The sequence below is a fragment of the Belnapia arida genome (genome assembly GCF_016773205.1).
Lineage (GTDB): Bacteria > Pseudomonadota > Alphaproteobacteria > Acetobacterales > Acetobacteraceae > Belnapia > Belnapia arida.
Window position 1 is genome coordinate 1 of sequence record NZ_JAETWB010000019.1, and the last position, 19,318, is coordinate 19,318.

Annotated in this window: 21 protein-coding genes and 1 tRNA gene; 11 read left to right on the top strand and 11 right to left on the bottom strand. The window is 70.1% G+C overall.

Annotated elements, in window-relative coordinates:
* The first annotated feature begins 240 nt into the window (after positions 1–240).
* The 3 genes from JMJ56_RS23115 to JMJ56_RS23125 all read left to right on the top strand — a co-directional run bounded on the left by JMJ56_RS23115 (position 241) and on the right by JMJ56_RS23125 (position 2,735).
* A complete protein-coding gene (locus tag JMJ56_RS23115; RefSeq protein WP_202834138.1) occupies positions 241–636 on the top strand; it encodes a hypothetical protein in 396 nt (131 codons plus the stop codon).
* A gap of 12 nt (positions 637–648) precedes the next feature.
* Complete coding sequence (locus JMJ56_RS23120) at positions 649–801, top strand: hypothetical protein (RefSeq protein ID WP_202834139.1); 153 nt, start codon at positions 649–651, stop codon at positions 799–801.
* A 203-nt stretch (positions 802–1,004) separates the two neighbouring features.
* A complete protein-coding gene (locus JMJ56_RS23125) occupies positions 1,005–2,735 on the top strand; it encodes a competence protein CoiA family protein (protein WP_236038325.1) in 1,731 nt (576 codons plus the stop codon).
* Between the two features lie 253 nt (positions 2,736–2,988).
* Here JMJ56_RS23125 and JMJ56_RS23130 read toward each other — a convergent pair whose 3' ends face one another.
* Together JMJ56_RS23130 and JMJ56_RS23135 are read right to left on the bottom strand one after the other, a co-directional pair.
* On the bottom strand, positions 2,989–3,210 hold the full coding sequence (locus JMJ56_RS23130) for a hypothetical protein (RefSeq protein ID WP_202834141.1): 222 nt from the start codon (positions 3,208–3,210) through the stop codon (positions 2,989–2,991).
* Complete coding sequence (locus JMJ56_RS23135) at positions 3,210–3,581, bottom strand: hypothetical protein (RefSeq protein WP_202834142.1); 372 nt, start codon at positions 3,579–3,581, stop codon at positions 3,210–3,212. The genes JMJ56_RS23130 and JMJ56_RS23135 overlap by 1 nt, the downstream gene beginning before the upstream one ends.
* A gap of 90 nt (positions 3,582–3,671) precedes the next feature.
* Here JMJ56_RS23135 and JMJ56_RS23140 point away from each other — a divergent pair, with 90 nt between their 5' ends.
* The 6 genes from JMJ56_RS23140 (at position 3,672) to JMJ56_RS23165 (ending at position 10,199) form a co-directional block, all read left to right on the top strand.
* On the top strand, positions 3,672–4,547 hold the full coding sequence (locus JMJ56_RS23140; protein ID WP_202834143.1) for a hypothetical protein: 876 nt from the start codon (positions 3,672–3,674) through the stop codon (positions 4,545–4,547).
* Between the two features lie 515 nt (positions 4,548–5,062).
* Complete coding sequence (locus JMJ56_RS23145; protein ID WP_202834144.1) at positions 5,063–6,448, top strand: ATP-dependent DNA helicase; 1,386 nt, start codon at positions 5,063–5,065, stop codon at positions 6,446–6,448.
* A gap of 26 nt (positions 6,449–6,474) precedes the next feature.
* On the top strand, positions 6,475–7,551 hold the full coding sequence (locus tag JMJ56_RS23150; protein ID WP_236038327.1) for a hypothetical protein: 1,077 nt from the start codon (positions 6,475–6,477) through the stop codon (positions 7,549–7,551).
* Positions 7,548–9,350 carry a DUF927 domain-containing protein gene (locus JMJ56_RS23155; protein WP_202834146.1) on the top strand — a complete coding sequence of 601 codons (1,803 nt, stop codon included), beginning with the start codon at positions 7,548–7,550 and terminating at the stop codon, positions 9,348–9,350. Before JMJ56_RS23150 ends, JMJ56_RS23155 begins: the two co-directional genes overlap by 4 nt.
* A gap of 307 nt (positions 9,351–9,657) precedes the next feature.
* Positions 9,658–9,867, top strand: a complete 210-nt coding sequence (locus JMJ56_RS23160; protein ID WP_202834147.1) for a hypothetical protein — start codon at positions 9,658–9,660, stop codon at positions 9,865–9,867.
* 257 nt (positions 9,868–10,124) lie between these two features.
* Positions 10,125–10,199, top strand: a tRNA-Gly gene (locus JMJ56_RS23165).
* A 238-nt stretch (positions 10,200–10,437) separates the two neighbouring features.
* On the opposite strand, the gene JMJ56_RS23170 is transcribed toward JMJ56_RS23165, so the two are convergent.
* Entirely contained in the window at positions 10,438–10,611 is a 174-nt protein-coding gene (locus JMJ56_RS23170; RefSeq protein WP_202834148.1) for a hypothetical protein, read from the bottom strand.
* Between the two features lie 462 nt (positions 10,612–11,073).
* Between JMJ56_RS23170 and JMJ56_RS23175 the strand changes: the two genes are divergently transcribed.
* Positions 11,074–12,045: a Bug family tripartite tricarboxylate transporter substrate binding protein gene (locus JMJ56_RS23175; RefSeq protein ID WP_202834149.1), complete on the top strand. Its 972-nt coding sequence runs from the start codon at positions 11,074–11,076 to the stop codon at positions 12,043–12,045.
* A gap of 10 nt (positions 12,046–12,055) precedes the next feature.
* On the opposite strand, the gene JMJ56_RS23180 is transcribed toward JMJ56_RS23175, so the two are convergent.
* From JMJ56_RS23180 to JMJ56_RS23215, 8 genes are read right to left on the bottom strand one after another with little or no spacing between them, the layout of a single operon-like run.
* The gene (locus JMJ56_RS23180) at positions 12,056–13,519 is read right to left on the bottom strand and encodes a capsular polysaccharide export protein, LipB/KpsS family (protein ID WP_202834150.1); all 1,464 of its coding nucleotides are present in this window, start codon (positions 13,517–13,519) and stop codon (positions 12,056–12,058) included.
* Positions 13,477–14,283 carry a c-type cytochrome biogenesis protein CcmI gene (ccmI, locus tag JMJ56_RS23185; RefSeq protein WP_202834151.1) on the bottom strand — a complete coding sequence of 269 codons (807 nt, stop codon included), beginning with the start codon at positions 14,281–14,283 and terminating at the stop codon, positions 13,477–13,479. Before ccmI ends, JMJ56_RS23180 begins: the two co-directional genes overlap by 43 nt.
* Positions 14,280–14,738, bottom strand: coding sequence for a cytochrome c-type biogenesis protein (locus tag JMJ56_RS23190; protein ID WP_202834152.1), 459 nt, complete (start codon positions 14,736–14,738; stop codon positions 14,280–14,282). Before JMJ56_RS23190 ends, ccmI begins: the two co-directional genes overlap by 4 nt.
* Positions 14,735–15,322: a DsbE family thiol:disulfide interchange protein gene (locus tag JMJ56_RS23195; RefSeq protein WP_202834153.1), complete on the bottom strand. Its 588-nt coding sequence runs from the start codon at positions 15,320–15,322 to the stop codon at positions 14,735–14,737. Before JMJ56_RS23195 ends, JMJ56_RS23190 begins: the two co-directional genes overlap by 4 nt.
* Positions 15,319–17,283: a heme lyase CcmF/NrfE family subunit gene (locus JMJ56_RS23200; protein ID WP_202834154.1), complete on the bottom strand. Its 1,965-nt coding sequence runs from the start codon at positions 17,281–17,283 to the stop codon at positions 15,319–15,321. Before JMJ56_RS23200 ends, JMJ56_RS23195 begins: the two co-directional genes overlap by 4 nt.
* Positions 17,280–17,798, bottom strand: a complete 519-nt coding sequence (ccmE, locus tag JMJ56_RS23205; protein WP_202834155.1) for a cytochrome c maturation protein CcmE — start codon at positions 17,796–17,798, stop codon at positions 17,280–17,282. Before ccmE ends, JMJ56_RS23200 begins: the two co-directional genes overlap by 4 nt.
* Positions 17,795–17,953: a hypothetical protein gene (locus JMJ56_RS23210; RefSeq protein ID WP_202834156.1), complete on the bottom strand. Its 159-nt coding sequence runs from the start codon at positions 17,951–17,953 to the stop codon at positions 17,795–17,797. Before JMJ56_RS23210 ends, ccmE begins: the two co-directional genes overlap by 4 nt.
* Positions 17,950–18,720, bottom strand: a complete 771-nt coding sequence (locus tag JMJ56_RS23215) for a heme ABC transporter permease (RefSeq protein ID WP_202834223.1) — start codon at positions 18,718–18,720, stop codon at positions 17,950–17,952. The genes JMJ56_RS23210 and JMJ56_RS23215 overlap by 4 nt, the downstream gene beginning before the upstream one ends.
* 108 nt (positions 18,721–18,828) lie before the next feature.
* On the opposite strand from JMJ56_RS23215, the gene JMJ56_RS23220 reads away from it, so the two are divergent.
* Complete coding sequence (locus JMJ56_RS23220; protein WP_202834157.1) at positions 18,829–19,314, top strand: hypothetical protein; 486 nt, start codon at positions 18,829–18,831, stop codon at positions 19,312–19,314.
* Positions 19,315–19,318 lie beyond the last annotated feature (4 nt).

Sequence of the window (19,318 nt, forward strand, 5' to 3'; positions counted from 1 at the left end):
CCCGACACCGTCGTCCACGCCTGATCAGGACATCAAAGACCGAACCAAGTCCTCACACTGATTTCTGCAACAGCGCCAGGTCAAGGCAACGCGGAACGCCATGTCGGGCCTGAGCCTGACCGAAGCCGTGCTGACGCTGGCGCACATCTACCCGGTCCTGGACCCGGAGAAGCTGCGCAAGGAGGTGGAGGGCAACGCGGCCCGGTTTTCCTGTTCTCTTCGCTGTTCGGCTCCAGAACGATGGACGCGCAGGGCCGCACCGTCCACAAGGCCCCGGCCTTCCGCGGCTCCAACCTGGAGGAACGCGAAGCCGCGGTGCTCGCCAGGATGGAGGGTGCCGCCGCCTTGGAGCGCGACCTCCGATGCCACGCCTTCGTCCTGCCCGCGCTGTGGACCTTGCTCCAGGAGCACGTCATGGCCGAGGAGGATGTGACCGCGCTGCTGGCCGGCAGCAGGTTTATTCCGGAGGACCGGATGAATCTCTTCGCCAGCGGGTTCGCCGCCGGCTTCCGCCACGACTTCGCCACCGCCCTCCATCTTCTTGTCCCGCAAATCGAGCACGCCCTCCGCGCGTTCCTCGCTCGCGCCGGGGTCATCACGGCGAGCATCGACGAGGACGGCATTCAAGAGGAGTGACCGCTCGGGCGAGTGCTGGCCGAACCCGAGCTGGAGCGGATCATCACGCCGCTGCTTGTCTTCGAACTCCGGGGCCTGCTGGTGGTGACGGGCGGCGCCGACCTGCGCAACGGCATGATGTCATCGGGCGAGATCAACACCAGCCCAGCGCTGTACCTGTGGTAGCTCCGGCTCCGCGTCTGCCTCATCGGGACGCCGGCGCCCGATGTGCTCCAGCGATCCTGCGCGTGCCACGACGCTGCCGGCTCGCTAGCACCCCCTCGGATAATGTCGCCTGACGAGGCTAAGCGCCTAGCCGGCAGGAATGATCTGCTGCTCTTCCCATATCTGGATCATGGTGCCGAGGACCGGACGGAGGACGATGCGCTGTGAACATAGCTACCGATAGTTCTTCCGGCGGCGCCATGCCGGCGAGCGATCGGTCATGTCCTCCTGGAAGGGGAATCCCTTTCGGCCTAGATTCGAAGGATAAGCCGACGCACGTCACCCAGGTCAAGCCGGGGCATACCTACAGGTGTCCGTCCTGCAAATGGCCTCTGTCCGCGGTACTGAACACTACTGGGAGGCGCCAGCATTTCCGGCACCGCAAAGGTGCCGAGTGCTCCAATGCCTACGAGGCATCCCTCCACAAGGCTGCTGAGCAGATCATCGAGGAAAGCAGCGAGATATTGCTGCCAGCTGTGGTTGCGCGGCACGGCCACCGGAGCTGGAGCATTACTGACAAGCCCGGCAAGTTTCAATATGACGGCGCGCGTCTCGAAGTGCAGATGGACGGCATCGTACCGGATGTCGTGCTGCGTGAGGCATCCGTTGCAAAAAGCTCCGCGAGTGCCGCGCGCGAGTTGCTGGTGGAAATTTTTGTCACCCATCGCACGGAGCAGCGAAAGATCGATCTGATTAGGGAACGGAGGTTGCCGACGATCGAAATCAATCTTTCCAAGACACCTCGCTTCGTGACGGCGGATGAATTCAAGCAATCTGTCCTCTACGGACCCAAGCGCAAATGGCTATTCAACAATGCCATACACAATGCGGAGGCGGCGCTGCGGGAGGAGGCAGAAAAATCATTTGGCGGGATAGGCGCAAGCCTAAACGACGCCTATGAGGTTGACTTTATTCCCGTTCAAAACAGGTGGGAACAGGACATCAAGGACGCGAGAGTCGAGGACTTGGTAGGTACCCATGTTCCCGGGGATCGCTGTTTCACGGTCGCGCCCGGGATTTGGCAGAGCGCGATCCTCTCGCGCTTCTTGCGATCGCCGGATCGCAGTCGCTTCGACGCCGAGGCCACGCTCGATTGGCTGGACCACGAGGGGCTGCTGAAACCGGTGTTCCGGAGGCTCCTGGGTGAAATCGACCGCGACTTGCTCGCGCACGTGCGCGCGGTTGTCCCAGGATTCCGCCATCCACTGAAGGTCGTCGAAGACTACGCGGGGCAGATGGTCCTGTATGGTCTCGTCCCTCGTTCAAAATCCACCAGCGGCTCGTCGCACTCGGAGCCTACCGAGCTTGCGGAGGAACGGGCACGGCGCATCCGGGAGATGTATTACTGGCGCCTCCGTGTGGCCGAGGTCGAAGAAGTTTTCAAAGCGATCCAGGCGGAAGCCAAGAACGGCCCTATTATGAATTGGGAGTTCTGGCTGGACACATTCCAGGTCACCTTGAGTGGCACGCCGAGGTCCAGGATTAGCGGACGCGAGGTTGGGTTTAGGGAACTCATGAACTATCTGGAAGCCCTGCGGCAAATGTTGAAACCGAATACCGAGGTTCCAACCGCTGGGCTTCTGGGTTTGCCACTCGAACCCGAGCGGGACGCGAGGGAGGCGGAACGCCGCGGACGCGAAGCTGCCGAACGCGCCCGGGTAGCGGCGGAGATCGAGCGAAGGCGTCAAGCGGCCGAGCAGGCGCGGCTCGACCGCGAAGCCGAACAACGTGCACGGGGCGAAGCCGAAGAATCGCGTGTAGCGGCCGAACGGGAAGCTGCGGCTGTGCCGAAGCCGCGTCATCGAGTTGGGCGGAAGCGCACACTGAGGGAACGCGTTGCTCAAGTGCGCGATCGCCTCTCCGAGGCCATCCGGTTCCTCAATCCGTGGAGTTAGTGGGCTCGTTGATCCGCCCGACGAAAAAGCCGGCCAACTACCTCGGACTGCTCCATTACGCCCCGGCCCTGATCACCTGGGGACGCGCCGTACTGGGATAGGATGGGGCTCGATCCCATCCTCGCGCTGGATGACGGCTTCCTGGGTGCTGCGCGGCAACCGGCGCCGGGCCGTCACGGCGGCCACGCTGGTGAAGTTGGGAACGCTCTGCGTGGGTTCGGCGGCGCGAGCGTCAGCGACGCCGCCTAACCTCTCAGATGGGCGCCGTGCCCTCGTCGAGCTGCTTGACATCCACGATTGTGGCGCTGTCCGACGACTCCACGGTTTCAACGCATTGCCAGTCGAGCTCGGCGCCAGCCTCCTCGATCCTCAGCGCCTCCGCGCACGCTCCCTTGGCATCCGCCGCCTCGACCCAAACGCGGGCCTCCAACACGTCCCGGTACTCCACCCGGAGCGTCACCGCGAACCTGGGCATCAGGGCAACTCCTCCACCGCGCCTGTCTCCGCGTCAGTCACGTCCTCGCGGTCGTAGCCCACCCAATCAATCTCGCCGTCCTCGCACCCCTCAAGCGCGAGCCTCCGCGCTCCATCCGCGTCTTCGGCCTCGACCACCACGTCGGCAACCTCGCGGTCTGTGACCACGCGCAGCAGCTCCACTTTGAACCTCGGCATCACACGATCTTCCCTATTCGAGTAAGCGGCGACCACCGCGTTCCTTACCGGATTGGCCGCGCCGCCGGCGAGCACCGGCGGCGGTGCGTAAGTGCCACCTCGCGGAACTGCGCAGCCCCCCCGTGCGCGGATTTTTGCGGCCCACTCGTTGACCGCCGGGACGAGTTGTCGCAATCGGGCGCCTTCCTGGAGGGGCAGCGCATGCCGCACTACGTCCATGTCAACCTGAGCAGCCGCTTCCCTTGCTCCGAGGTCATGGGGGTGATGCTCTGGCCGCTCGATCCGGAGAAGCGCGCTGCCGAACGGGCGACTCGCGCCGCCAAGCACATGGCGCTGCTGTCCTCCGACGGCCTGCTAGCGCTTGAGCCGCGCCGCGCGGTCGTCGAGTTCGGAGCGGGGTACGCCGAGCACACGGGCGGGTCCGTCGCCGTCCACCGCGTAGACCCTTTGACGCGGAAGCGCCTGCTGGTCGAGCCTATCGAGCAGGTCACCCGCAGGCAGATGGCCGAAGCCCGGGCAGTGATCGAAGCCGAGCAGTACGTCCCAGCCGGCGGCCTCGCCCGCCTCGTGGTCTCTGCATCGCGGCGCGACATTGAGAGGGAAGTCGGCATGGCGCTGAGGGGAGAACCGCTCAACGCTGCGCTGCTTCTACTGACCCTTTTCAAGCTCGACAAGGCCAGCGAGCCGCCAACCGCTACCCTCGCCGCCCGCCTGTTGCTCCGCCCGGGCGGGACCGCGCGCGTGCTGGAGCAAGACCTGACGAAGCACCGGCAGCTCGCCCCGCTGTGGGCCGCGGCGGTGGCGGCGATCGAACACGCGCTGTGGCGGCCTATCCGTTTCGACGAGTTCCGGAACCGTCTCTCCGATCTGCTTCGCGACCCTGTGGGTCGCGGCCGCATCTTTCGCTGGGAGCCGGCCTTCCGGCGGTTCGCCATCGACTACCGCAAGCCCCGCCGACCCGAATACGAGCGCATCCTCCGCACGGAAGAGGCCATCGTGTACCGCACCGGGCTCAACGCGGAGCCGCCGGCGCTGATCGAGTTGGCCCCGGACGCGCTGAAGGCTGCATCGCGGGCGCTGCGCATTGAGCGCGCAGAGGCCGCCAGCGAGGATGCCAGGCGCAAGCGCAACAGCAAGTAATTTTCTCCGCGCACGCTGGCACTGCCCGGTCGCGCCTCTCGGTATTTGATCCCCGCCGCCCCGGAATCACCCGGGCCGGCCTGCCTCGGGGATTAACGGGATGGACTCTTGGTGCCCGCGCGCCGGCGCGAGAGAAATGCGACAGGCCGGCCCAGACCTCGACCGGCCGCCGTTTGGCAACGTGCCCACGAAGTTGTCGGAGCACCCCGGGCTGGTGACGCGCCCGCGCGGGCTCCTGCATGTGCGAAGCTTCCACCCCGTTCCGGCGTTCGGCCGTGGTGCGCCCGCCCGGGTGAGGTCGCCGTGCGAGCATCCGCCGGACGCCTTCCGGCAGAAGCGCGCTAGGATGGACCCGCCGCCGTGCGCGATGGCGGCGGAGAGCCGCCTCGACGCGCCCAACACCAGCCTGATCTGCGCCACGCTGCGCGCCGCTACCACGGCCAGGAAGCGCACCCCATGACGGCCATCGGGTTGGCCACCGCGTAGACATCCGAGCACAAGAAGAGAGCGCGACATTGACAACCGAAGTTCTCGAACGGAGCGCCCCCGCGCGCCGGAGGCGCCCGCACGCCCTCCTCCCGCCGCCGTGCCCCGCGGCGCCCGCCTTCACGCCCACTGCCCTGGCCTTCGACGCCGCGCTGGCGACCGCCGGGCAGGCCGCCGTGCTGGCGAAGCTGCCCGCCTTCTTCACCAACCCTTCGCACCGATCCTTTCTCCTGACCGGCGCCGCCGGCACAGGAAAAACGTGGACCACATGCGAAATCGTCCGCGCCCTCCTGGCCGCAGGCTACCGGGTCATCGTCACCGCCACGACTAATAAGGCGGTGCGGGTGCAGCGCGCCAACGCGTCGCGGGTCTCCTGCCCGCGGGCGCGAGAAGCGTTCGCGCGGACCATCACGATCAGCCGGTTCCTGCACCGCAAGCGCTTGACCCACCAGTCGGGCAACCCTTCGGCGCGGGAGCAGCGCGACCTGGGCCTGGACGCCGACGCGGTGCTGCGGCGCCGCGTCTACGTCCCGGCCGGCATCGCCTCGGGCGAGGATACCGTGGTGATCGTCGATGAGGTTTCCATGCTGTCGCCGCGCGACGCCGATTTGATGGTGGAGCGGTGCCCAAAAGTCCTGTTCATTGGCGACCGTCACCAGTTGCCGCCGGTCGCCGTCCCCGACTGGCTGGGCCGGCAGACGCCGGACGCCGAGTTGACGGAGGTGATGCGGCAAGCCGCGGGATCGGGCATCGCTCTGTTCGGGCAGGCGGTGCGCGAGTGCGGACACGCAGGCGCGCTAGCGGCTGGGCCTATCGACTTCTCCGACGTGGGCGACCTACGCGGGCGGGCCTGGGACAAGGAACTCGGGCCGGACGGGCTCGTGGGCCTCGACATGATCCTAGCGCACCAGAATTCTACCTGCGGGGCGGCGAACGTCATGGCTGTGCAGGCGCGGTTCCCCGGGTGGCTGCCCGGCGACCCGCCGCCGGTTGGCGCGCAGTTGTTCAGCCACGAAGCTTATGTTGTTGGCGAGCGCGTCGTCGTCGGCAAGGCGTGCCAGCTTGAAGTCCTGGAGGTGCTTGGCGACGCGCGGTCGGGATGGTTCTCCGGTTGGCGCCTCCGGCTCCGCAACATCGACGAAGGTGGCGAGGTGGTGGTGCCCTGTCTCGCCGCGATCTTCGCCGGGCTCGCCTACCAGAAGACCGCCCGCGAAAAGGGCGCAATCGAACACGGCATGGCCGAGATCGGCTTCGGCTACGCGCTCACCGTACATAAAAGCCAGGGCAGCGAGTGGCCGAACGTGCTGCTGATCGACGACCACCACCGGGCGCGCGACGGCGAGCAGTTCAGGAGGTGGCTCTACACCGGCGTCACCCGCGCCAAGTCGCTGCTGCTCTACGCGAGGGCGTGCTGATGGCAAGCGGCCCCTGCGGCTGCACGGTGCTGGTGCCCAAGCCAGGGCACACGGCGACCAAGACATACAGCGCCGACCTCGGCAGTCCCACGGGCTTCCGCAAGCTGAGCGACTACGATCTCGGCTGGGAGTTCACCGCGCACGAGGCGCGGCTTGATGATCTAGACGCACTGGCCGGGCTGGTCGCCGGGCTGGCCGGCCGCGACGCCATCCTGGTCCGCGGCGAACTCACCGAGGCCGGGAGGGAAGCCCGGGACACGGCCAACAGGAGGATCAACCCGAAGCGTAAGGGCGATCGGCCTTCGCTGCGGGCCTGCGCGCGGCGCTGGTTCATGGGCGACGTGGACCGGCTGCCGATGCCGGAGGGCTTGTCGGTCCTCCGCTGGGAGGACCACGCGGCCATCATCGACGCCACGATCCGCGCCTCGTTCCCCCCGGCTTTCTGGTACGCGCGCTGCTTCTGGCAGTTCTCCAACAGCGCCGGCTTGTCGGTGACCGACACGGTGAAAATCCACTTGTTCTTCTGGCTCAACGGTCCGGTGGATGACGACCACCTACGCCGCGTCCTCAAGGCGCACATGCCGGACATCGACCACGCGCCGTTCAATCCGGTGCAGCCACACTTCGTCACCGATCCGCGCGTGGTCGGCGGGCGCGACCCGCTCGCCGGGCGCCGCACCGGCTGGCGCGAAGGCGCGGCCGAGGCGGTCCTGCCCGCGCTGCCGCCAACGCCTCCGCGGCCCGCCCGGAAGGCGCGTGACACCCACCACCTCTACGAGGACGGCGGGCTTGAGGTGCCCCGCGTCAGCAACCTGCCCTCTACGAGCTTCCTCGACGACCTGCAACGCAGCTTGGGCGACGGCCCCGGCCGGAAGGGATTTCACGAGCCCTTGCGCCGGGCGACGCTCCGCTACGCCGCGCAGGTCGCGGGCGGGCACACGCAGCGGAGCGACGAGCAGCTGATCGGCTTGCTGTTGCGCCTTGTCGCCGCCGCGCCGACGCAGCGGTGCCGCCACGCGCTCGGCCTCGCCTACGACCACGCCTACATGCGCCGCCTCCTGGCCGGCGCTTACCGCATCATCTCCATGGAGCAAAACACTTGAACAAAAACGACGACCACAACCAGGCCATGAGCATGGAGGAGATTATCGCCGCCGAGGGCGGCGCCTTCTCCGACGAGCGCGACCTGGCGGTCCCGATGACTGGGTGCGACCGCCTGCCGCACGGCTTCATGATGACGGCGCGGGGGCTCCGCTTCCGGCCGGAGGGGGCCGAGCACGCCGCGATCGTGACGCTGGACCCCTTCGACGTGCGCGGCCGGATCGCCGACGCGGATGGCACCAACCCCGGCACGGCCATCGGCTGGACGGACAACCTAGGCAGGCGGCTTGAGACCATCGTGTCCGACACCCTCCTGCACAGCAGCGGCGGCGCGCTCCCAGCGGAGCTCGCTCGCCGCGGCCTGCGCTGCGCGGTGAACAGCGAGAAGCACCTGCGCTTCTTCTTCTCCGCCCTGGACTGTGGCACCCAGATCGAGCGCTGCGAGCGGCCGGGATGGCAGATGGGCGGCGTTTACGTGCTGCCGACCGGCGAGGTCTTCGGCGCGCCGGCCGGCTCCCATCATCTTGCTACCCGGTCGCCGGACCGCTGCTGCCAAGCGGGCGACCTGGACGCCTGGAAGGAGACGGTGGCCGCGCCCGCCGTAGGCAATAGCCGCCTCGCCTACGGCATCTGCCAGAGCTTGACCGGGCCGCTGCTGGAAGCCGCGCAGGAAGCTTTCGTCGCCTCGCACCTACAAGGCGGTTCCAGTACCGGCAAGAGCACCGTCCTGGAAGCCGCTGCCAGCGTGTGGGGGCGTCCCGACGCCCGCGACGCGGTGCGGTCCTGGCGTTCCACGGACAACGCCTTGGAGTCGGTCGCCGCGTTGGCCAACGACGGGCTGCTGGCGCTGGACGAACTCGGCCAAGCCCCGCCGGAGACCGTGGCTGCGTCGCTCTACATGCTTGCGAATGGGGCCGGCAAGGCGCGGGCCACCACGGACGGCTCCGCCCGCGCGGTGCGGTCGTGGCGCACCTCGTTGTTCAGTACCGGAGAGCGGTCGCCGGAGGACATCATCCGCACGGCCGGGCGGAGCCGCGACAATCCCGCCGGGCTGGACGTTCGGCTCGCCGTGATTTCGGCCGACGCCGGCAAGGGTATGGGCGCCTTCGAGTGCCTGCACGGGCACCCCTCGCCGCGCGCCTTCGCCGACGCCCTCAGGGCCGCCGCCGCGCGCCACTACGGCACGGCGGGCCGCGCCTGGTTGGCCGCCCTGGTTCGGGAACGCGACCCGACCGGCAAGTTCGACGCCGCGGTCCGCCAGAAGGCCGCCGAGGTGGCGGCCCGCATGACGCCCGCGGGCGCGGACGGGCAGGTCGCGCGCGTCGTCGGCAAGATGGCCCTGGTCGCCGTGGCGGGCGAACTCGCCATCGCCTTCGGCGTGCTGCCCTGGCCGGCGGGCACGGCCGAGCAGGCGGTGGCGGAGTGCTGCCGGGCGTGGCTGGCGCGGCGCGGCTCCACCCGTGCGCGAGAGGAACTGGATGTGCTGCGCGCGGTGCAATCTTTCGTCGCCGCGCACGGGCAGGCCCGGTTCGAGGACGTGGACGGCACGACGGAGTACGAGCCGGTGGTGCGCGACCGCGCCGGGTGGAAGACGCCGAGCCACTTCCTGTTCACCGCCCCGGCCTTCGCCGAGGCCGTGCGGCCGGCGGGCAAGAAGGACGCGGCGAAGGTGCTGCGCAAGGAAGGCTTTATGGCCGAGGCCGGCAGCACCCGCGAGTACGTCCGCGACCAGCAGCGGGCGCGGGTCTATGCGGTGAACCGCGACATCCTCGGCTGGTCAGAGGACGCGGGCGAAGGCTGAGGTCAGGCAGGACGGCGGGGGTCGCCCCCGCCGTTTTGTTACATGGGAGAGCCATGGGGCAAAACCGTTCGGCGATTTAGGCCCGACGGACTCCTTTGGTGCTTTTGGGACTTCGCCGTCACGGGACAAAAAGGACGGAAATTTTCGGGTATAGGGGTAGGCGACCGGCGGGTCGGAGTACCACGCGGCGGATAGGCAAGAGATCGAACCGACAATTAGCCTCTATCTATATCTTAATAATTTTGTCCTTTCTGTCCGGTCTTCATGTAAGTATTTGGCATTACTGAGATTTTTTCGGGACAAAACCATGATTAATTTTGTCCTATGGGACGAAATTTTGTCCCGTGACTTGGCCGAGCTTCCGCGTGAACTAGCGCCCGCGCCGGACGAGCCCAAAGGTCGAGGTCGTGCTGGCCAACTCGCCGCCACGGTCGAGATCGTCAGCCTGATCCTGGGCACGATTGTCATTGATGGCCACGCCGACGGTCCCGGCCAGGGCGGGGCCGTGCAGGGGTAACTTTGTCCCAATCGATGCCCCCAGACGTTTCGGTAATCGCGGTTGGACCCTAGGCTCCAAACTTGTTGCAGGATCAAACCACCAAAACGGCTCCAGAGTCCGAGGAGAGTCCGTGGTGCCCCAGGGCGGCCGCAGGAGGGTGACCAGGGCCAAACTCACCTCCCTATCGTCCCGCCGAGGCCAACCCCAGCAAAATCAAGCAGTTTGGCCGATGGCTTGCCGCCAGGGCTTGCTCCGGATATAATGTCCGGACTACTGCGGGCGTAGTTCAGAGGTAGAACGTCAGCTTCCCAAGCTGAATGTCGTGGGTTCGATTCCCATCGCCCGCTCCACGCTCGCTCATCATCAACGGCCTTTCACTTGGCCTGTGCCGGCCCGAAGGGCAGAGTGCGGGCCGAACGCCTTTGGGAATTGCCACAAGTTGGAATTGACGCCTGAACAGGTCGCCGCCGCCCGGGCGATCGGCTGCGCCTTCTTTCCTGCGACCGAATTGCAGGTCCAGCGCCTCACCATGCAGCAACGCATCTTCAAGGTGGAGGGTAAGCACTACCTGCTGAGCCGCGACGGCTCCTATTTCGAGACGGCCGGCACGCTGCGGGCGTTGATCGCCAAGGCGATGCCCCCCACGTCCCCGGCCTCCCCGGCCCCGGAGCCGCCTCCCGCCCCGGCGGCGAAGGCCAGCACTCCGAAACCGGCATCTCCGCCTCCGGAGCCGCCTCCCGTCCCGGCCGCGAAGGCCAGCATTCCGGAACCGGCCTCCCCGGCTCCGGAGCCGCTTCCCGCCCCGGCCGCGAAGGCCAGCACTCCAGAACCGGTCTCCCCGGCCCCGGAGCCGCCTCCCGTCCCGGCCGCCCAGGCCAGCGCTCCGGAACCGGCCGCTCCGGCCCCGGGACCGCCCGCCGCGTCTCCGGCGGAGACGGCTCCGCCGCCTCCCCGCCGGCGTCGCCGCGCGCCGCCGAAGGCCGCTGCGCCCGTGGAGGCGGAAGCTGCGCCCGTGGAGGCGGAAGCTGCCCCCGTAGAGTCAGAAGCGGTGGAACCCCCACCGGCCGCCGAAGAGCCTGCCGCGCCCCGTCGCCGGGCCAAGGCGGCGGAGCCACGCTGGAAAACCGCCGGCCTCGCCCGCCGCGGCCGTCTCAAGCCGCCGTCCTGAGACTGGACAGCACGCCTCGCCTCGGCTTCCTTGCGCACCAGGATCGAGGAACCTTCATGCTCCACCGCCGTACCACCCTGGCCGGTCTCGGCACCCTGCTCGCCGCCCCGGCGCTCCATGCCCAGCCGGCCGAGTGGAGGCCCGACCGGCCGCTGCGCCTGATCGTCACCTATCCGCCTGGCGGGGTGACCGACATCGTCGGACGCATTGTCGCTGAGCCGCTGGGGCGGGAACTCGGCCAGCCCGTCGTGGTGGAGAACCGCGCCGGCGCCGGCGGCAATATAGGGACGGGGGCCGCCGCCCAGGCCGAGCCGGACGGATACACCATCCTCTTCGGCACCACCGCCATGTTCGGCGTGAACCCCATCCTCTACGCCAATAGCGGAGTCGATGCGGTGCGCGACTTCGCCTGCCTCGGCACGATCGGGGAGGTGGCGAACATCCTCTCCGTCATCCCCGCCCGCGTCCAGGCGAAGGACCTGCGGTCCTTCATCGCCGAGGCCAAGGCGCGGCCGATGATCTACGGCTCGGTCGGCAACGGCAGTTCCTCGCACCTCTCGGCCGCCGTCTTCCTGAAGGAGGCGGGGATCGATGCGACGCATGTGCCCTATCGCGGCTCCTCGCCGCTGGTCGCGGCCATGCTGGCGGGCGAGGTGGATTTCGGCTTCGACACCACCGCCACCTCCACCGCGCATATCCAGTCCGGCGCCTTCCGCCCGCTCGCCGTCACCACCGCACGCCGGGCCAGCGCCCTGCCGCAGGTGCCGACGCTGAAGGAGAGCGGCATGCCGGATGTCGAGCTCGGCATCTGGTTCGGCCTCTTCGTGTCGCGGAAGATGCCGCCCGCCATCGCCCGCTCCCTGGCCGCGGCGCTGGAGCGCACCCGCATGCCGCAGACCGAGCAGCGCCTGCAATCGGCCTTCGTCGATCCGCTCTACATCCCGCAGCCCGAGGTGGACGGCTATATCCGCGCCAGCGCCCTTCGCTGGCAGGGCATTGCGAAGGACGCGCGCATCTCGGTCGACTGAGGGGAGGCGCTCAGCGCTGCCAGAGGCCGAAGCGCCGGGCCTGCTTCAGCCACCAGCCCTGCTGCCGCCACCAGGGGAGGAAGGCCCGCCGCGCTGCTGAGGCCGGCGCCCAGCCGGCCGGATCGGCCAGCCGCTCCAGCAGCAGTTCCGGGCCGCAGGGCAGCATGGTCACCGGGTCGAGGTAGCGCGGGTAGAGGATCAGCGCACCGGCCACCAGCGCATCGAGCGGGAGGGTACGGCCGCGCCGCGGCAGCGGCTCCCTGTCCCGCGTCAGCCCCCAGCCGGCATAGAAGGGCCGGCCCCAGACCGTCACCTCCAGCCCGCGCAGCAGCGCCTCGAAGCCGGCGAGGCTGGTGATGGCGTGCAGCGCATCCACTTCCGCGAAGAGCCTGCCGATATCGCCCCCCGCCGCCACCGCATCGGCCAGGCGCAGCGCCGTGCGGCGCGGCACATAGCCGCGGCGATAGCCCGTCTCAACATCCGGGTGCGGGCGGAAGACGATGAAGGCCTCCGGCTCCTCGCGCCTGACCGCCTCCAGCAGGGCGAGATTCGTCCGCACCCGCCCGGCGCCGAGCCGGATCGAGGCATCGTCCTCCACCTGCCCGACGACGAGGATGCGCCGCCGCCCCGGCGTCGCCGGCAGGGGCGCGGTCGGCCGGCGGAGATTGTACTTGGTCACTCCCCCCGCGACGATCGCGGCCCGCAGCGCCGCCGCCCGCGCCAGCAGGGGCGGGGTGAAGTCGCCCCCCGCCAGAATGCGCTCCAGCGTCGAGGCCTCGCCCGCATGGTAATGCGGCACCAGGGGATCGACGGCGAGCGAGGCGGAGGGGATGAAATCCACCCCAAGCCCGACCGAGCGCAGGAAGCCATCTTCCACCCAATGCAGCGGCACCCCCGCCGCGCGGCATTGGTCCACCAGCGCCGGCGCCGCCCGCGTCGCCCAGACGGCGATGCCGCCCGCCCGTTCCCGCGCTGCGGCAAGCGCCTCCGCCTCGTCCCGGGCGAAGACGGCAGGCGGGCCGTCCTGCGCGAAAGCGGCGGCGATGGCGGCCTGCTTCCATCCGGCCATGCCGAGGAAGGCGGCAATGCCCCGGTTGGCCGCCACCTCCCGCCGCCACAGCGCGAGCAGCGCCAGCCCGTCCTCCGCGGTCGAGGCCCGCTCGTGGAACGGGTCGGCCCAGCGCGTCGCCGCCAGCAGGCGGGGGTCGATGGGCTCCGGCCAGAGCGGCTGCAGCGCGGCCGCCCGCGCCACCGCCTCCGCCGGGGCCGGCCGGGCGAGTGCCGCCGCGACCGGGTCCTCGCCGATGGCGGCCAGCAGCCCCACTGCCCGCCGCCGGGGGCCGAAGGCGGGCGCCGCCCAAGGCCCCTCGGCCAACCGCACCCCTTCCGGCACGCCCTCTGGGAAGAAGGCTGCCAGATGCGCGCCCGCGGTCAGGGCAGCTCCTGCATCCGCCGCTCGACCATGGTCCGCCACGGCGCCTCGGGCGGTGCCTCGGCCACCAGCGCCTGCCAGAGCTCGCGGGCCCGCTCCGGACGCCCGGCCTTCGCCTCGACCAGGCCGGAGAGGAAGCGCAGCCCGACATGCTGCGGCGCCCGCGGCAGGGCAGCGGCCAGGATGCGCCTGGCCTCGTCCAGCTTGTCGTCCTCGATCAGGATCTGGGCGAGCTGGCTCATCAGCTCCGGGTCGAACCTCGCATCGAGCGCCCGCTTGAAGGCCGCCGCCGCCGGGCCGAGCGCGCCGCGGCTGCGCTCGGCATTGCCGAGCAGGCGGTAGCCCTCCTGCGCCTGCGGCGTCGCCGGGTCGAGCCGTGCGAGGCGGCTGCGCAGCAACTCCAGCATCTCCTCGTCCCGCGCCGCCACCTGCTGGCGCAGCGAAAAGGGGGCCGAGGGCATGTCCGGCAGCGCGCTCGGCCAGTAGAGAGCGAGGGCCAGCAGCGGCACAGCCGCCACCATGCCCCACAGGGCGAGCTTCGCTCCGCGGCCGGAGCGCGTGCCCGCCTCGGCCGGCGCCGCAAGCAGCCGGCGCTGCACCTCGAGTACGGCCGCCCGATGCGCCGCCTCGTCCAGCCGCCCGGCCTCGCGCTCGCGGTCCAGCTCCTCCATCTGGGCCCGGTAGAGGGCGAGGTCGGCCTCGCGTCGCCCCCGCGCCGCCGGCGGGCGGAACAGGCTGGTGGCGAGCGGCAGGATCGCCGCCACGGCCAGCAGGCCGAGCAGCGGCCAGAAGGGGAACCAGTTCACTCGCGCGGCCTGCCGGAGAGTTGGGCGAGGCGATCGCGCTCCGCCTGGGTGAGCTCCTGCGGCCCTGGCGCCACTCGCTGCCGCCGCCGCATGCCGCGGATCAGCAGCGCGCCGCCGAGCAGCGCGATGGCCGGCATCCCCCAGAGCAGCGCCGTCGCCATCTTGAAGGGCGGCTTCAGCAGGACGAAGTCGCCATAGCGCTCATGCACGAAGGTGAGGACGGCCTCGTCCGGCTTGCCCTGCGCCACCTGCTCGCGGACGATCCGCCGGAGGTCGCGGGCGAGGTCGGCATCGCTGTCCTCGATGGATTGGTTCTGGCAGACCATGCAGCGCAGTTCGCGCCCGATGACGCGGGCCCGTTCCTCCTGCGCCGGATTGGGGAGCTGGTCGGCCGGGTCGCCTACGGCAAGCGCCGGGCCCGCGGCCAGCATCAGCAGCAGCAGCCAGCGGATCATGCGTATCGCCGCAGCAGTGGGGTGACCTGTTGCGCCAGGATCTCCTCCGTCACCGGGCCGGCCATGCGCCAGCGGATGATGCCGCCCTTGTCGAGCAGATAGGTCTCCGGCACGCCGTACAGCCCCCAATCGATGGCGACCCGCCCCGGCTGGTCGACGCCGAGCCGCGCATAGGGCGTGCCGCGCTGCTTCAGGAAGCCGAGGCTGTCCACAGGCTTGTCCTTGTAGGCGATGCCCATGATGGCGACGCCCTCGCGCGCGAGGCGCATGAGCTGCGGATGCTCGATCACGCAGGGCACGCACCAGGAGGCGAAGAAATTCACCAGCATCGGCTTGCCGGTCCGGAGATCGGCCGCCGAAAGCCCCGGCAGGCCGGTGCCCTCCAGCGGCGGCAGGCTGAAATCCGGTGGCGCCTTGCCGATCAGCGCCGAAGGCACGCCGCGCGGGTCGTAGTCGCCGGTGCCGAGGCCGCGGAGCATGGCATAGAACCCGGCCCCACCGAGCCCTGCTGCGGCCAGCGGCGCCAGCAGCAGCGCACGCCGGCGCCAGGCGGCCGCCTCGGGATTGGGAGCGGCCTCGCTCATGCCCGCGCCCCGGCCTTCACCGCCTTCGCTGCCGGCGCCGAGACGCGGACGCGCCGGTCGCTCAACGAGATGCCGCCGCCGAGCGCCATGATCGCGGCGCCGAGCCAGATCCAGGGCGCCAGCGGGTTGTGGTGGATGCGGAGCACCGCGCCACCGTCCCGCTCCTCGCCGAGCACGACATAGAGGTCCGAAAGCCAGGTGGTGTGGATCGCCGCCTCCGTCGTCGTCATCCGGGCGACGGGGAAGCTGCGCCGCTCCGGCTCCAACGTGGTGACGAGGCGCCCGCCGTCGCGTACCTCGACGGTCGCGCGCCGGGCCGAGAAATTGGGCCCCGGCGCATCGGCGACGCCGATCAGCCGGTAGTCGAGCCCGGCCAGCGCCACGCTCTCCCCGGGCTTCACCAGGCGCAGCGTGTCGGTGGCGAGGCCCATGCCGGCGAGGCCGAGGATCATCACCCCCATCCCCGCATGGGCGATGGCGCCACCCCAGGCCGCCCGCGGCAGGCCCTTGGCCCGCGCCCAGGCCGCCCGCGGCCGGCTGAAGAGGGCGATGCGGTCGGCGATGTCGGCGACGGCAGCGAGGATCACCCACACCGCCGCGCCGAAGCCGAGCGCCGGCCCGACGCGATTGTCCTCGATGGCGAAGCAGAGCACCAGCGCCGCCAGCCCGGCCAGCGCCGCCCACCACAGCCGCTGCAGGGCGGGAAAGAGCCGCGCCCGCTTCCAGGGCATCACCGGGCCGAGCGTCATGGCGCCGATCAGCGGCACCGCCAGCGGGAAGATCGCCGTGTTGAAGAAGGGGGGACCGACGGAGAATTTCTCGCCGAGCACCAGGTCGGCGAACATCGGGTAGAGCGTGCCGGCCAGCACCACAGCCGCGATCGAGCAGAGCAGCAGGTTGTTCAGCACCAGCGCCCCCTCGCGCGAGATGGGGGTGAAGACGCCTGTCGGCAGCATCGCCTGCGCCCGCCAGGCAAACAGCAGGAAGCCGCCGCCGATATAGATGGCCAGCAGGACGAGGATGACGGTGCCGCGCGCCGGGTCGTTGGCGAAGGCGTGGACGCTGTTCAGCACGCCGGAGCGGACGAGGAAGGTGCCGAGCAGGCTCATCCCGAAGGCGAGGAGCGCGAGGAAGACCGTCCAGGTCTTCAGCGCCTCGCGCTTCTCGACGACGATGGCGCTGTGCAGCAGCGCGCAGCCGGCGAGCCAGGGCATCAGCGAGGCATTCTCGACCGGGTCCCAGAACCAGTAGCCGCCCCAGCCCAACTCGTAATAGGCCCACCAGGAGCCGAGGGCGATGCCGAGCGTCAGGAAGCTCCAGGCCGCCAGCGCCCAGGGCCGCACCCAGCGCCCCCAGGCGGCATCGACCCGCCCCTCGATCAGCGCGGCGACGGCGAAGGCATAGGTCACCGCGAAGCCGACATAGCCGAGGTAGAGCAAGGGCGGATGGAAGGCGAGGCCGGGGTCCTGCAGGATCGGGTTCAGCCCCTGGCCGTCCATCGGCGGCGGCCAGATGCGCTCGAAGGGATTCGAGGTGGCGAGGATGAAGCCGAGGAAGCCGAGCGCCACCAGCGCCAGCACGCCGAGCACCCGCGCCTGCAGGGCGGAGGGCAGGTTGCTCCCGAAGGCCGCGACCGCCCCGCCGCAGAGCGCCAGGATCAGCACCCAGAGGAGCATCGATCCCTCGTGGTTCCCCCAGGCCCCGCTGATCTTGTAGAGCAGCGGCTTCGCCGAATGGCTGTTCTGCACCACGTTCAGCACCGTGGTGTCGTTGGCGACATAGGCCCAGACGAGGCAGGCGAAGGCGGCGAGGACCGTGACCAGCACGCCGGCGGCGAGCGGCGCCGCAGCGCCCATCAGCCGCGCCTCGGCCCGCTGCGCGCCGACCAGCCCGACCAAGGCCTGCGCCAGCGACAGGGCCAGCGCGAGGGCGAGGGCGAAATGCCCGATCTCTGGAATCATGAGCCGCGCCTCGGCTGCGCCTGCGCCGGCTCCAGCGTGTTCCAGGTGGCGGCCGGCGGCGGGGCGCCCTGGTTCGGGTTCCAGTGACCGCTCTTCTTCAGGGCATCGGCCACTTCGGGCGGCATGTAGCTCTCGTCGTGCCGCGCCAGCACCTCGCTCGCGCGGAAGGTGCCGTCCGGCCCTAGCCTGCCGAGCGTCACCACCCCCTGCCCCTCGCGGAACAGGTCCGGCAGCACGCCGGCATAGGTGACGGCCACCCCATGCGCGCCATCGGTGACGCGGAAGCGCGCCTCCGGCTTGCCGTCCGCCGCCGTCTCCCGCACCACGCTGCCGGTCTCGACCAACCCGCCAAGGCGGAAGGCGCGCTCCGGCGTCGGCGCCTCGCGGGCGATGTCGCTCGGCGAGCGGAAGAAGACGAGATTGTCTTGGAAGGCGGAGAGGGTCAGGGCCGTGGCGCTGCCGAGCCCGAGGGCACAGAGCAGCAGCAGCCAGAGCCGGCGGGACTTGCGGGTCATGCGGTATCCTGTGCGCGCCTTGCAGCGCGCGGGTCGAGCTGGGCCAGCCGGCGCTTCGCCGCGGCATGACGGAAGATGGTGGCGAGGCCGAGGATCAGGAAGCCACCCAGCACCAGCCCATAGCTGGCCGTCACATGCATCCAGTGCAGGCTCATGCGGCCTCCGCGCGGCGAGCGGCCGCGAGTTCCAGAGCGCGGATGCGCCGCTCCATCACCGCCGCCCGCGTCCGCGCCAGCACCAGCGCGGCGAAGGCGAGGGTGAAGCCCAGCGCGCAGACCAGCAGCGGATAGAGGATGTCGACATGCAGCCCCGGCGCGCCGAGCCGCGTCACGCTGGCCGGCTGGTGCAGCGTGTTCCACCAATCGACCGAGAATTTCACGATGGGCACGTTGACCGCCCCAATCAGCGCCAGGATCGCGCCCATCCGCGCGCCGCGCTCCGTATCGTCGAAGGCGCGGACGAGGGCGGCATGGCCAAGCCAAAGAAAGAACAGCACCAGCACCGAGGTGAGCCGCGCATCCCAGACCCACCAGGTCCCCCACATCGGCTTGCCCCAGAGGCTGCCGGTGGCAAGGCACAGCGCCGTCGCCATCGCCCCCACTGGAGAAAGCTCCCGGCAGGCGAGGTCGGCCAGCGGGTGCCGCCAGATCAGCGACAGGATCGAGCCGATGGCGAGCCCGGCATATCCGCCCATCGCCAGCCAGGCCATCGGCACATGGATGTAGAGGATGCGGACCGTCTCGCCCTGCTGCCAGTCGGGCGGCGAGAAGAGGAGGCCCCAGGGCAGGCCGATGCCGAGCGCCAGCACCGCCGCCGCCGTCAGCCAGGGCAGCACCCGCCCGGACAGCCGCAGGAAGCGGCCCGGATTGGCGAATCGGTGCAGCCCACCCCGCGGGGCGGGAGAGAGGGGCCTGGCGCCCAGGCTCGTGTCGGCGGTTTCCACGGGTCTAACCTAAGCCCTGCGCGCGGCGGATTGAAGCTTTCGCGCAGCGAGGTAACGTGCGGTCATCGATAACCGGAAGGAACGACCATGCGGCACGGCCCGGCCAGGACGGCCGCCCTCGCCCTTGCGGCCCTGGCCCTTGCCTGGCCGGCTGCGTCGGAGACCTTCCTCGTCTGCCGCTTCCCCAATGGCGGCCAGCTCCGGGTGCTGGTGGAGGAACGTGGCTTCGCCATCGAACTGCCCGGCCAGACCGCCTGGATGGAGTCGCAGGAGATGGGCGCGCGGCGCGACCCGCTGGTCGCCGGCTTCGGCTCACCCTTGCCGGGCGAGGGTTGGCGCGGCGTCCCGGCGCATGACCGCTTCGCCCTCAGCCTCTCGCGCGTCACCGGCGAAGCCCGGCTGCTCTTCTCCCGCCGCCCCGATGCGGCGCGGGTGGAGGCCTGCCGTGCCGCCGCAGTGCCGCCCCTGGCCGGGCCGGGCGACCAGCCGCCGACGCCGCCCGCGCCCTGCGACCTGCCCGTCGCCGCCGGTACCCTGGCCGGCACCTGCGAGGTCCAGCGCCTGAAATTCTGACGCC